The sequence below is a fragment of the Amaricoccus sp. B4 genome (assembly GCF_043226085.1).
GTDB lineage: Bacteria > Pseudomonadota > Alphaproteobacteria > Rhodobacterales > Rhodobacteraceae > Amaricoccus.
In genome coordinates, this window is record NZ_CP171226.1 from 155503 (window position 1) to 168630 (window position 13128).

A 13128-nucleotide genomic window follows, 5' to 3' on the forward strand; every position below is an offset into this window, starting at 1 on the left:
GCATCAGCCCCGGATCACGCCTTCGAGCACGGCGCGGAACCGCGGCTGCATATGCGCGAGCAGCAGCGCCGCGACCGCCTCGTCGGTCAGGTCGAGTTCGATGTCGCCCTCCTGGAACCGCACCCGGATGCCGCCCTGCCGGCCGTCGGCGGCGAGAAGCGTGACGCCGTCCCGCAGCATGTCGCTCGTCAGCCCCAGGACATAGCCGGTAAGACGGTCGGACTGGATGTCGCCGGCATTCTCGCGGATCTGTTCGGCGCCGACGACAGCGGCGGGGAGGATCACCTCCGCCGCCCCGCGGGTGTCCAGGCTGTCGCGGGCCCGGCCGACGATCTCCAGTATCATGGCCTTCAGCATCTCCTCGTCGGCGAGCTTCTCGCTCACGAGGCGCTGCATCTCGTCGCGGAAGCGCCCCGCCATCCCGGCCCTGAGGCGCAGCACCGCATCGCGGATCGAGGTTTCCAGCGCCTGCTCGCCGGCGGCGCGATAGGCATCGGCCTCCTTCTTCGCCTTGACCAGATAGCTGTCGGCCTCGGCGCGGGCCCTGGCCAGAAGGCGCGCGGCCTCGGCCTCGGCGTCGGATTTCAGGCGCGCGGCCTCGTCCCTGCCGGCGGCGACGCCGTCGTCCCTGAGCTTCGCGATCAGCTTGTCGACACCGCGCGATGTGATCCTCGAGGTCTCGGTCATTGGATCCCGCCGCTGATGACGAGGGCAAAGACGAAGGCAAAGACCGCGAAACCCTCGATGATCGCGGCCGGTGCGAGCGAGAGCCCGAAGATCTCGGGCTTTTCCTTGGCGGCATTGACGGCGCTGGCGCAGGCCCGGCCCTGCCAGACCCCGGTGACGAAGAAGGCGATCCCGGCCATGAAGCCGATCCCGAAGAGCGCGCCGGCGTTTTCGGGCGTCACCGCGCGGTTGAGCGAGAACATGATGACGATGCCGTAGATCACCATCGTCGAGGGGAGCGCCGACATGCCGACGAAGCGGCCGTAGCCGCCTTCCGTCTCGACCATGGCGCCGATGGCGGCCTGACCGGCGATGGCGCAGCCGATGGCGCTGCCGCAGGCGCCGAGCGCCACGGGGCTGTAGATCCCCAGCCAGCCCAGGGCCAGGACAAGCTCGTTCATTCCTGAACCTCCTTCCGGGTGAAGGGCCGGAAGGCCATGCCTTCGCCCGACAATCCCCAGTTGAAAAACTCGATGTAATTGAGCCGCAGCCCATGGACGACGCCGCTCATGATCGCGAGCGCGAAATTGAGCCCGTGACCGACCAGCAGGATCAGCAGCGCAAGCAGCAGGCCGAGCCCGTGCACCGCGTCGCGCGCCTGTCCGGCCAGATCGTTGAAGGTGAGTGCGAGCGAGGCCGAGGCGAGGCCGAGGGCGAAGAGCCGCATGTAGCTCAGCACGTCGCCAAACGCGCCCATGGCGCCGGCAAGCCCCTGCACCCCGCCGGCCAGCCGCCAGAGCGCGTCCGTGCGCGTGGTGAGAGGGCGGTCGCTGCTGAAGGCGAAGACGGCGGCGAGACCGAGCCCCATCAGCGTCCCGCCCGCCGCGGGTGCCCCGAGCCAGAGCACCAGCCCGCCGATCAGGGCGGCACACCAGCCGAGGCTCGCGAAGGCGGTGGTCCTGCCGCGGCGCATCCGCGCGGTCATCGCGTTGGCGAGCACCAGATGCAGCACGCCCACCCCCACCGAGAGCCGCATCATGGTGGCGAAATCGTCGATCGACATGAGCTGAAGGCTGGCAAGCGGGCTGCCCTTGGGCGGGCTCGCACCGAAATAGCTTCCGAGCAGCATGCCGAAGAGAATTGTCGCCCCGGAAATTGCCACCACAAGCCGCCGCCAGGACCGGCTGTGGGCGGAGCCCGCGAGCCGGCGCCAGAGCAGGAGCACGATCAGCGCGATGACGAGCCCGTAGCCGGCATCGGCGAGGATCATCGCAAAGAAGATCACGAAGGAGGCGGTGACCACCACGGAAGGATCCCAGTCGTCATAGCCCGGGATCTGGTAGAAGAGCCCGAGATCGACATCGGCCGCGCGTGTCTCCGGCTGCACGAGCAGGGTGGGCGGCCTGTCGTCCGGTGCGGGGTCTTCGACGAGCACGGCGCAGTCGAGGCCTTCGGCGGCTTGCGCGACCGCCGCCGCCTGGTCCGCCGGCACCCAGCCCTGCACCGCGAAGAGCGCATCGTCCGAGAGCACCTGCTGGCGGGCGAAGTCGAGCTCCGCCTTCGTCTCGGCCGCCGACATGCTGAGCCGCATCAGGTCGAGATAGCGCGTCAGCGCCTGGCGCTCGGCCTCGATCTCCTCGAGCGCGACCCGCGTGTCCTCGAGCTCCGCCTCGAGCTCGGTGATCGGGCTTGCACCCACATGCGTCCGCGGTACCGGCAGGAGATCGCGCGGCGGCTCGGCGGGCGAGAGCACGACCACATAGGCGAATTTCGTGTCGGTATGGACGATCTCCCAGGGCAGCTCGACCCGTTCGAGCGCCTCGCGATGCCGGACCGGCAGCCGGTAGAACCAGAGGTGATAGCCGGCGAGCTCTTCCTTCGGCGGAAAGACCAGATCGCCCCAGGGTCGCACCGCCTCGATCCGGTGTTCGAGGAAATCGCAGCGGTCGAGGGTTTCGCGCAGCCGCGCCCGGATCTCGAGAACCTGCGGCACGAAGGCGTGAATGTCGAAGCCCGCATCGCGCCGCACCTGCCGCCGCCGCTCCGGCGCATCGGCGAGAAACCGCAGCGCGACATAGGCGTCCTTCGCGGTCCGGTCCCGCGCCTCCTCGACATGCGCGGGCGGCGGGCCGAGCGGCAGGAGATGCATGCAGCCGAGCTCCTGCAGCGCCGAAAGCACCTCGGTTTCCTGCTGCGTCCGGCCGAGAACGGAGATCTTCTTCTGCCGCGCGATGCTCATGCCGCGGAGGCCTTCTTGCGCTTGGCGATCTTCGAGCGGACCACGGCCTGCATCTCCTCCTCGCCAAGCGCGGTGCGGATCTTCTTGATGTTGGCCTGCGCGGTCGGGATCAGGACATGTTCGAAGAGGTTGACGCGCTGGGTGATCGTGGTCACGGCGCGGTCGAGCAGCCGTACGCGTTCCTGCGCGATCTGCACCTTCAACCGGGCTTCCAGCATGTCGTGCAGAAGGGCTGCGACCGCGTCGACCCATTGCGGCCGGGCGAAGGCGGAATAGTCCCGCACCTGAACCTCGATGCGCCGGAGCGTCGGCAGCTTCGTCCCGACGACATTCTCGCTTCCGAGCTCGAAATCCGCGAGCTGCACCAGCCCGTCGAGTTCGACATCCTCGAGCGCCAGCATCGGCACCTCGCGGCCCACGCGCCGGGCCAGCGCCTCGACCGCCCCCTCGGCCTGCGCGGCTTCGGCGCGCGCCGCGGCGCGCGCGGCCAGGAGCTGCTGGCGCTTGAGATCCAGCGAGGGCAGGAAGCGCCGGAAGGTCGCAAGCTGCGTCCGTTCACGCGCGAGCGCGGACTTATTGAGCTGCAGGCGCGGCATCGGCAACCTTCGGGGCATCTCCGGGAAAATACTTGTCGACGAGCGCCTGACGCATCAGCAACTGGCCCGGCTGAAAGCACTCCGCCAGCGTCTGCCAGCAGAGGTCGAGCGCCTCCTCGAGCGGCAGGGAGACGTTGATGTCCATGAAGCGGCCTCGGAACAGATCGCCGAAGCGCAGGAGCTGGTGGTCGTAATCCGACAGCTCAAAGGCCATGGTCTGTTTCTGCGCGGCCTCGCGGCTTTCGGAATAGAAGCGGATCATGGTGTTCATGATCTGGCCGTGATCCTCCCGCGTCACCTTGCCGATCACGTTCTGCTTCAGGCGCGAGAGGCTGCCGAACGGGTCGATCACGCCGTCATGGAGGTAGAACTGGCCCTCGGTGATGTAGCCGGTGTTGTCCGGCACCGGATGGGTGACATCGTCGCCCGGCATGGTCGTCACCGTGAGGATCGTCACCGAGCCTCCCTTGGCGAAGTTGCAGGCCTTCTCGTAGCGGCGTGCGAGCTGCGAGTAGAGATCGCCCATGTAGCCGCGGTTGGAGGGCACCCGCTCCTGGCTGATGCCGACCTCCTTCATCGCATCGGCAAAGGCGGTCATGTCGGTCATCAGGACCAGCACCCGCCTGCCTTCCTCCACGGCGAATTTCTCGGCCACCGCCAGCGCCATGTCGGGGACCATGAGCCGTTCGACCAGAGGGTCGGAAGCCTGGTTCACGAACATCACCGTGCGGGCGAAGACGCCCGCGTCCTCGAAGGCCTGCCGGAAGAGGTAGTAGTCGTCAAAGATCAGCCCCAGCCCGGCGAAAACCACGACATCGGCATCGGCCTGAATGCCGATCCGTGCGAGGAACGGATTGTAAGGCTCTCCGGAAACAGAGAAAATCGGTATCTTCTGGCTCTCCACGAGGCAGTTGAAGACATCGATCATCGGCACATCGGTCCGGATCATGCGGGCCGGCACCGTGCGTTCGACCGGGTTCACCGAAGGGCCGCCGATGACCGCCTTCGGTTCGTCCGAAAGCTCCGGGCCTCCGTCGATCGTCCGACCCGAGCCATCCATCACCCGGCCGAGGATGTTTTCGGAATAGGGCACCTGCATGGGGTGGCCGAGAAACGTCGCCGAGGCTCCTGTCGAGATCCCCTTGGTGCCGGAAAAGATCTGCAACGTCACGGCGGTGTCGTCGATATTGATCGTCTGCGCCAGCGATTGCGTGCCGTCGACGCCCCGGACCGTTGCCAGATCGCCGAGCCGGACGGCCGCGGCGCCTCCGGCGGCCTCGGGCACACCCACCTTCAGCGTGTCGCCGACGATCTCTATCACGCGCCTGTAGCGGAGAAGACTCTGAGCCATGATCTCTTTCGCCGTCCGGCGCCTGCAATTCCATCCAGCCGGCGGAAAGTGCCGGGGTCACAAGGAGCACGGGGCGCAACCGGAAGCACGCGCCCGGCTCCGGGGCAAGGCTAGTCCAGCCGCCTCGGGCGGACAATCCGGAACGGGAGGTTTTTCCTTCTCTCCTGCCGGTTGAGGGGCGCCTGCCGGACACAGTTCGGTGATCCGATGCGGCTGCGACCGCGTGCGAGAGCCGGCTCGCCGAGACCGGCGGCATGGGGTGGCGGTATAGGCCACCGCCCGACTCGCGGCCACAAGCGCCGGGCTGGCTGCGGCCGCGTCAGTCGCGCAGCTGGCCGTTCCGGGCCAGAGCAGAGATCAGCGCGATCACGTTGCCCGCCCGCACATCGACCGTGCCCTTGACCACGAAGCCCATCTCGCCGCCGCCGAAATCGCGGAAGCCGCCGCTCCGGAGCCGCGTGTCGATGATGCGGAACTCCTCGGGCAGGTCGAGGCAGGCGAGCTTCTCCTCGATCGCGGCATTGACGCCCTCCCGCGCCCGCTCGGCAATCCGTCTGGTCAGGCCGGTGACATTGAGGATACGTGACCCGAAACCGCCTGGTTCCAGCGTCAGCTCCTCGAGCGATGCCTCGAGGCAGTTCTCCACGATCTGTCCGTCAAAGAGCGCATCGAAGCCGCTGGTGGTGCTGAAAAGGCGCTGCCGGGTCGCGAAATCCTCGGGATCCCTGCAGCGATAGGCGAGGATCTGGATCCGCCCGTGCAGCCGCACCTGATCGCCCTCGGCGCGCACCTGCTGCACCTCGAGGCCCACCCGGCGCTTGCAGGTGTTCTCCAGCACGCTCGAGAACATCGAGGGCAACGCGGCCTGCAGCGCGCCGAGGTTCCCGGCCACCTTCACCGCGATGACGGTGTCGCTCAACGCCGCCATGTAGAGTTCGCTCGCCACCGGCACATTGCGCCCTCCGGCTTCCACGACGTGCGTAAAGCGGATCGGCGTTTCGCCCTTCGCGCCGGATATCCCCGGCGCGACCAAGAGCGCAGTTGCGAGCAGAGCAGCTCTTCCGAAACGCAGCATCCGGGCCCCGTCAGCGGCATGACGACACGAAGCGTCTGCCATAGAATGCCCGCGGGGACCGCACCGATCAACGCCTGCCGCGCCGGGCGGCCTTGCGAAATTCCGCCGGAACCCGATCCGGCCTGCTGCGTTGGAAATTCGGACGGTCATAGAAGCGGGGATGGACAAGGCTCCCGGCCGCATGATTGTTTCGGCCATTGTCCCTCAGACGGAGCTTCGCCCCCGGCGTCGCTGATAGCTTGCTAGACACCCTCAAGAGATCCATCATTCCCATTGCCGCGGCGCTTATCGGGATCGCGGCCCTTGCCTCCGGGGCAGTGCTGCTCGCGCTCTTCTGCCTCGCCGTGGTCCTGCTCGGCGTCTACGACCGGATGCAGACCCACTGGACCATCACCCGGAACTACCCGGTCGCCGGGCGGATCCGCTGGCTCTTCTACAAGCTGCGCCCCTATCTGCGCGCCTATATCGTCGAGGACGACCTGCACGGCACGCCGTTCCCCTTCGAGGCGCGCAACCTCGTCCATGCCCGCGCCCGCGGCGAGACCGACACCCAGCCCTTCGGCACCGAGCGCGACCCGGATGACGAGGAATACCACTGGATCGGCCATTCGATCGCCCCGGAACCCGAGCCGGAGACCGATCCGCGGGTGATGGTCGGCGGCAGTCAGTGCACGAAACCCTACTCGGCCTCGCTGCTCAACATCTCGGCGATGAGCTTCGGCGCGCTCTCGGCCAATGCGGTGAAGGCGCTCAACCTTGGCGCCCTGAAGGGCAATTTCTACCACGATACCGGCGAGGGCGGCCTCAGCGACCACCATCTCGAGCATGGCGGCGATCTGGTCTGGGAACTTGGCTCGGGCTATTTCGGCGCCCGCGACCGTGACGGGCATTTCGACCCGGAGCGCTTCCGCGATGGCGCGGGCCGCGATGCCGTGAAGATGACCGAGATCAAGCTCAGCCAGGGCGCGAAGCCCGGCCATGGCGGGCTGCTGCCCGCCGCCAAGGTCACCGAGGAAATCGCCCGGATCCGCAACGTCCCCGCCCACAAGGACTGCCTCTCGCCCCGCGGCCATTCCGCTTTCTCGACGCCGGTTGAGATGCTCGAGTTCGCCGCGCGGATGCGCGAGCTTTCGGGCGGCAAGCCGGTCGGCCTCAAGCTCTGCATCGGCCTGCCGCACGAGCCCTTCGCCATCGTGAAGGCGATGCTCGAAACCGGCATCCACCCGGATTTCATCGTCGTCGATGGCGGCGAGGGCGGCACCGGCGCGGCCCCGCTCGAACTCTCGGACTGGGTCGGGATGCCGCTCTCCGAGGGGCTTGTGCTCATGCGCAACGCCCTCGTCGGCGCCGGGCTCAAGGGCGAGATCCGGCTGGCCGCGAGCGGCAAGGTCTATTCCGGCATGGGGCTTGCCCGCAACATTGCCCAGGGCGCGGACTGGTGCAACGCCGCCCGCGCCTTCATGTTCTCGATCGGCTGCATCCAGGCGCAGCGCTGCCATCTTGGCACCTGTCCGACCGGGGTCACGACACAGAACCCGGCCCGTCAGCGCGGTCTCATCCCGGAGGTGCAGGGCGAACGCGCCGCGCGCTTCCATGCCAAGACGCTCGAGGCACTTTCCGAGATCATCGCCTCGGTCGGCCTCAAGCACCCGCGTGAGCTCGAGGCCCATCACCTGATGCACCGGGCAGGGCCCGAGAAGGCCGTGGCAATGGACCGCGTCCACACCTTCCTCCCCGAGGGCATCCTGCTCGATGCGCCGGAGGAGACCCTCTACGCCGACTGGTGGAAGGCGGCCCGCGCCGACAGCTTCCGCCCGGCGATCGATCTCGTTTCAGCCCGTGCCAGGGCAAGGCCGGAAATCCCGACCACAGGATAACGGAGAGACTGCATGTCCAAGACCGTGGCAGACATCGTCACCGAAACGCTCTACGAGGCCGGCGCCCGCCGGTGCTGGGGCATCGTGGGCGACACGATCAACCATTTCACCGACGCGGTGCGGCGCTCCGACCTGCGCTGGCTCCATGTCCGGCACGAGGAGGCCGGGGCGCTTGCCGCCGGGGGCGAGGCCTACATGACGGGCGAGCTCGCGCTTTGCGCCGGCACCTGCGGCCCCGGCAGCCTGCATTTCGTCAACGGCATCTTCGAGAGCCACCGAAACGGCGCGCCGGTCGTGCTGATCGCCTCCGATGTGGCGCGCACCGAAACCGGGCTCAACTTCCCGCAGGAGGTGGATCAGCGGCGCATCTACGAACAGTGCAGTGTCTTCTGCGAATACATCTCGCACCCCTCGCAGGCCCGGCGCATCACCACGCTGGCGGCGCAGGCCGCGCTCACCAGGGGCGGCGTCGCTGTGGTGATCGTCAACGGCGACATGTTCTCCGAGACGGTTTCCGACGATCTGGCCTGGGCGGTCCACCGCCCGCAGCCGGTCCTCCGCCCGTCCGAGGCGGAGCTCGACGCGCTTGCCGCGCTGCTCAACGAGGCCGGGTCGGTGACGATCTATGCCGGCATCGGCGCCCGCGCCGCGCATGACGAGGTGGTGGCACTAGCCGGACGGCTGCAGGCGCCCGTCGCGCACAGCAGCCGCGCCAAGGAGTTCATCGAGCCCGCCAATCCCTTCAACGTCGGCATGACCGGCATCCTCGGCAACCGCGCCGGAGCGGATGCGATCGACGCCGCCGACATCATGCTCTGCCTCGGTACCGATTTCGCCTGGACGCAATACTACCCCGAAGGCAAGCATGTCATCCAGATCGACCGGGATCCGACCCATATCGGCCGCCGCGCGCCGGTGCGCATGGGCCTCGTCGGCGATGTCGGCGCGACGATCGCGGCGCTTCTTCCGCGGCTCGCCGAACGCAGCGACGACAGCCACCTGCAGAAGGCGCTCGCGCGCTGGAAGACCGATCGCGAGGGCTATGCCGACGAGGCGGAGGAAAGCGATGCCTCGCTCATCCACCCGCAATTCGTGACGCAGATGCTCGACCGTCTCGCGGCGGAGGATGCGATCTTCACCGCCGACGGCGGCTCGCCCATGGTCTGGCTGCTGCGCCATCTGACCGCCCGCGGCGAGCGGCGCTTCCTCACGAGCCTGCTCCACGGCACCATGGCCAATGCCTATCCCCAGGCGATGGGCATCACCGCGGCCTATCCCGGCCGTCAGGTCGTGGCGCTCTGCGGCGATGGCGGCATGACCATGCTCATGGGCGACCTGCTGACGCTGGTGCAGGAGGAGCTGCCGGTGAAGCTCCTCGTCTTCAACAACGGCTCGCTCGGCTTCGTCGAGATGGAGCAGCGCGTCGAGGGCCTTCTCGATGCCTTCACCGGCCTCACCAATCCCGATTTCAGCCACCTCGCGGAGGTCTGCGGCCTGCGCGGCTGGCGGGTGGAGAGCGCGGACGGGCTCGAGACCGCGATGCGCAGCTGGCTCGACGCCGAGGGGCCGGCGCTCCTCGACGTGAAGGTCAACCGGATGGAGCTCGTCATGCCGCCGAAGATCGAGGCCTCCCAGGTCGCCTCCACCGCGCTCTTCGGCATGAGGGCCGTGCTCGGCGGGCGGGGCAAGGAGGTCGTGGCGCTGCTCCGCAACAATTTCCTGAAGTAAGCCGATGCCGCAGAGCCTCGTCCTCGTATCGTGGCTCTCAATTGCCACTGCCCTGATCTGCGCGCTCTGGATCGCACAGGACTGCCTCCGCCGCCCGCAGCACATGGCGATCATGAACGCGGTCTGGCCGCTCTGCGCGCTCTTCGGCGCGCTCCCGCTGCTGTGGTTCTACCTCCGGCACGGCCGCGCGCCGCGGCCTCGGGACCACGGGCACATGCAGGGTCACGGTCAGGAAACGCCGTTTCCCATCGCGGTCGCCAAGGGGGCGCTCCACTGCGGCTCGGGCTGCACGCTGGGTGACGTCCTGGCCGAAACCCTCGCCGCCATGGCGCCCGCGGTCCTTCTCGCCTTCGGCTGGCAGACGGTGTTTTCCGAACGCATCTTCGCCGTCTGGATGCTCGATTTCGTCTTCGCCTTCGTGATCGGCATCGTGTTCCAGTATTTCAGCATCGCCCCGATGCGGGGCCTCGGCCTCCGCGACGGGCTCAAGGCCGCGCTCAAGGCCGATACGCTCTCGCTCACAGCCTGGCAGGTCGGCATGTACGGGCTCATGGCCATCGCGGTCTTCGGCGTCTATCGTCCGATCTTCGGCACCGAGCCCGGCGCGGCCTCGCCGGTCTTCTGGTTCACCATGCAGCTCGCGATGATCGCGGGTTTCGCAACGGCCTATCCGATGAACTGGTGGCTGATCCGCAAGGGCCTGAAGGAAAGGATGTGACATGACCGGAACCACGCGCGGGGAAGGACAGCGCTGATGTGTGAACTCTTCGCCATGAGCGCCTCGCGCCCCGCGGTCGTCGAATACACGCTCGACCGGTTCGCGCGCGAGGGCGGCGAGCGCCACCGCAACCGCGACGGCTGGGGCATCATGTTCGCCGAGGATCGCGACGCCCATGTCTTCCGCGAGGCGCGGCCCGCGTCCGACAGCGCGCTCGCCCGCATGGTGGTCGACCGCGAGCTCCCCTGCCGCCACCTCATCGCCCATGTCCGGCGCGCCTCGCGCGGGCATCCGCATCTCGCCAACACCCACCCCTTCGGCCGGGTGCAGAACGGGCGGATGCAGCATTTCGCCCATAACGGCACGCTGGCGGGGATCGACGAGCGCGCCGCGGAACTCCGCGCCGAATGCGTCGGCGACACCGATTCCGAGCTCGCCTTCCTGATCCTCCTGCGCAGCCTCGAGGGCGTGGGGCACGGGGAGGATGCGACGGCCGAACGCTTCGCGCGCTTCCGGGCGTTCTGCGCCGAGATGGTCGGGCTCGGCTCCGCAAATTTCCTCTTCCACGATGGCGAGACGCTGTTTGCCCACGCCCATCGCCGGATCTACGAGACCCCTGAGGGCCTCACCCCGCCGCGCCCGCCCGGGCTCTGCATGCGCCATTTCGGCCGCGAGCCCGGCCGCCCGCACTGGCATGCCGAGGGCGCCCATATCGAAGACCTGCCGCGCAGCACCATCCTGCTTGCGAGCGTGCCGCTCAACGGCGAGGGTTGGGTGGAGCTTCCTGAAGGCCACGCCATGGCCCTGCGGGACGGCATGATCCTCCACGAAGCCTCCACCCTGGCCTGAGCGGGCGAGGGGGGGGGGCGCCCCGCTCAGGCTGTCAGCAACGCCTCGGCCAGCACCGCGTCCACCACCATGTGATCGACATAGCCGCCGCGGAGCGCGGCGGCTGTGGCGTGGAGCTTGGCCAGGCCGCTCACGACGAGAAACCCCGTCATCGCCCGCAGCGTGGCATGGCCCGCACCGATCAGCCGGTCGTCGAGCTCGCCGAGGATCGGCGCGCCCTCGGCATCGATGAAGCGGCCCGCGATGATCCCCACCGCGCCCCGGGCGACGTAATCGGCGATGTCCTGCACCGAGGCGATCTTGAACTGCACCACATGCGTGTCGGGCGTGCAGGGGCTCAGCGAATAGATCGCCTTGTTGCAGCGGTCGAGATTGGCAAGCTGCTCGGCGATGATCGGCTCGGCCATCAGGGCCGCAGCCAGCTCCGCCGTCGAACAGACCGCCGGGGCGTTGAGGTTGACGCAGAAGGCCGAGAGGCGCCGGGCGATCTCGGTCGAGCAGCTCTCGGAGGTCGGCAGCACCGGGTTCGCCATCGAGCCGATGAGCTGGCGGATCACCAGATCGCCCACCGGCCAGCGCGGCACGCTCTCGGAGACGAACCAGACCGTCTGGCCCCAGCTCACCCCCAGCTCGTCGCCCGGCGCGACGAAATCGGGGAGCGCCTGCGCCGCCGCCTCGCAGACCTGCCGGGCCAAGGGCTCGCCCGTGAGCCCGTTGTCCGGGATCACCTGCACCGTCTCGAGGCCGAAGCGCGACTTGAGGCTGTCGGCCAGCGAGTTGATCCTGAAATGCTCGCCCGCGATCTTGATGCAGACGATCTCGCGCTCCTTGGCGAGCCGGAGGTAGCTGATGATGGTCGGGCGCGACAGGCCGAGCGTCTTTGCAATCTCGCCCTGCGTCATGTTCTTGACGAAATAGAGCCAGGCGACTTCGGCCACCGCCCTGTCGGAGGGATGATTGATGCGTGTCATTCTGACTCCCGGCTTGCTGCGCCCGGCCTGGAAATCAGGCCGCCTTGGCTGCAGGGCGGAGAACATCTTCGGTGACGCGCAGGTCAGCGTCCAGTTCGCGATCGGGCGTGAGGCCGCGTTTCGCGAGATCGCCGTGATAGCCGCGCACCGCCTCCGCGGGATCCGCCTCGCCATCGGCCACCCGGCGCATCCAGTCGATGAAGGCGGGCTGATCCTCGGCGCTGTTGATCTTGCGGCCGAAGAGCGCGATGCGCGCGCCATGGCGTTCGGCCTGGGCCACGAGCTCGAAGGTGTCGCGATGCGTCCCGCTGCCGCCCCCGAGCACCCCGACGACCATGCTGGTGTCGTGCGCGGCAAGCTCCTCGAGCGCCTCCGGCCCGTTGTAGGCGACCTTGAGGAATTCCGGCCGCTCCGCGCGGGTGAGGCTCGCGAGCCCCCGCAGGATGCAGTCGTTCACATAGGCCCCGGTTTCGGCCGCACCGAAGCCGAGGTCGAGATTGGGATTGAAGACCTCGAGGAAATGCATCACGCCCGCCGCCCGCGCCTCGGCCCGGAAGGCGGCATAGGTCTCGAGGGCCGCCGCATCGCGTTCGGCATCGTTGTTGAAGGTGACGGAGTAGAGGCAGAGGGGCGCGGGGGCGAAGGCCAGGTTCGCGCCACGGTGCGGCCGCGAGGGGGCCTCGCGATAGCGTCCGCCGCGGATGTTGCCCCAGACATCGGTCGCCTCGTTGGCGCGGAAGGCGGGCAGGATGCCGGTGCCCTCGAAGGCCCGCTCGGCGTTCAGCACCTCGATGTTCCCGGCGGAGGCGAGCAGGATGTCCACCTTGTCCTGGGTGACGAGGCCGCGGATCTGGTCGAGAAACTCCTGGCGCGTGCGGTTGCCCGTCACCCGGCCCGCGGCATCGCGGCGGCGGCCGGCGGTCACGACGCCGCCCGAGAGATCGGCGTCCTTGGCGTCGGCGATCATGAAATCGCCCTTGCGGTAGTTTCCGGCGCGGATGCGGGTGATCTTGTCGAGATAGCGGGTGCCGTCCAGCGGCGTCATTGCGGTCATGGTA

The 13128-nt window shown here is 68.2% G+C and carries 12 protein-coding genes; 4 read left to right on the forward strand and 8 right to left on the reverse strand.

All coding sequences use genetic code 11. The features are described 5' to 3' along the window. Positions 1 to 3: 3 nt before the first annotated feature. From ACF66B_RS19530 to ACF66B_RS19555, 6 genes are all read right to left on the reverse strand, one after another. Positions 4 to 687: a hypothetical protein gene (locus ACF66B_RS19530; protein ID WP_111430557.1), complete on the reverse strand. Its 684-nt coding sequence runs from the start codon at positions 685 to 687 to the stop codon at positions 4 to 6. Then, positions 684 to 1127 carry an ATP synthase subunit C gene (locus tag ACF66B_RS19535; RefSeq protein ID WP_111430558.1) on the reverse strand — a complete coding sequence of 148 codons (444 nt, stop codon included), beginning with the start codon at positions 1125 to 1127 and terminating at the stop codon, positions 684 to 686. The genes ACF66B_RS19530 and ACF66B_RS19535 overlap by 4 nt, the downstream gene beginning before the upstream one ends. Beyond that, positions 1124 to 2905, reverse strand: a complete 1782-nt coding sequence (locus ACF66B_RS19540; protein WP_111430559.1) for a V-type ATP synthase subunit I — start codon at positions 2903 to 2905, stop codon at positions 1124 to 1126. Before ACF66B_RS19540 ends, ACF66B_RS19535 begins: the two co-directional genes overlap by 4 nt. Then, positions 2902 to 3501: a V-type ATP synthase subunit D gene (locus ACF66B_RS19545; RefSeq protein WP_111430560.1), complete on the reverse strand. Its 600-nt coding sequence runs from the start codon at positions 3499 to 3501 to the stop codon at positions 2902 to 2904. Before ACF66B_RS19545 ends, ACF66B_RS19540 begins: the two co-directional genes overlap by 4 nt. Beyond that, a complete protein-coding gene (locus ACF66B_RS19550; RefSeq protein ID WP_111430561.1) occupies positions 3479 to 4852 on the reverse strand; it encodes a V-type ATP synthase subunit B in 1374 nt (457 codons plus the stop codon). Before ACF66B_RS19550 ends, ACF66B_RS19545 begins: the two co-directional genes overlap by 23 nt. 319 nt (positions 4853 to 5171) lie before the next feature. Then, positions 5172 to 5927: a hypothetical protein gene (locus ACF66B_RS19555; RefSeq protein ID WP_162683327.1), complete on the reverse strand. Its 756-nt coding sequence runs from the start codon at positions 5925 to 5927 to the stop codon at positions 5172 to 5174. Between the two features lie 239 nt (positions 5928 to 6166). Here ACF66B_RS19555 and ACF66B_RS19560 point away from each other — a divergent pair, with 239 nt between their 5' ends. Genes ACF66B_RS19560 through ACF66B_RS19575 form a run of 4 tightly spaced genes read left to right on the forward strand, consistent with a single transcriptional unit; the run spans position 6167 to position 11099 of the window. After that, a complete protein-coding gene (locus tag ACF66B_RS19560; RefSeq protein ID WP_111430563.1) occupies positions 6167 to 7804 on the forward strand; it encodes an FMN-binding glutamate synthase family protein in 1638 nt (545 codons plus the stop codon). Between the two features lie 12 nt (positions 7805 to 7816). Further along, entirely contained in the window at positions 7817 to 9532 is a 1716-nt protein-coding gene (locus ACF66B_RS19565; RefSeq protein WP_111430564.1) for a thiamine pyrophosphate-dependent enzyme, read from the forward strand. Between the two features lie 4 nt (positions 9533 to 9536). After that, on the forward strand, positions 9537 to 10250 hold the full coding sequence (locus ACF66B_RS19570) for a DUF4396 domain-containing protein (RefSeq protein ID WP_111430565.1): 714 nt from the start codon (positions 9537 to 9539) through the stop codon (positions 10248 to 10250). Positions 10251 to 10286: 36 nt separating this feature from the next. Further along, a complete protein-coding gene (locus ACF66B_RS19575; protein ID WP_111430566.1) occupies positions 10287 to 11099 on the forward strand; it encodes a class II glutamine amidotransferase in 813 nt (270 codons plus the stop codon). A 26-nt stretch (positions 11100 to 11125) separates the two neighbouring features. Here the strand turns inward: ACF66B_RS19575 and ACF66B_RS19580 are convergent, their stop codons facing one another. Together ACF66B_RS19580 and ACF66B_RS19585 are read right to left on the reverse strand one after the other, a co-directional pair. After that, the gene (locus ACF66B_RS19580; protein ID WP_111430567.1) at positions 11126 to 12070 is read right to left on the reverse strand and encodes a sugar-binding domain-containing protein; all 945 of its coding nucleotides are present in this window, start codon (positions 12068 to 12070) and stop codon (positions 11126 to 11128) included. Positions 12071 to 12104: 34 nt separating this feature from the next. Next, positions 12105 to 13124 carry a hypothetical protein gene (locus ACF66B_RS19585; RefSeq protein WP_392664959.1) on the reverse strand — a complete coding sequence of 340 codons (1020 nt, stop codon included), beginning with the start codon at positions 13122 to 13124 and terminating at the stop codon, positions 12105 to 12107. Positions 13125 to 13128: the final 4 nt, after the last annotated feature.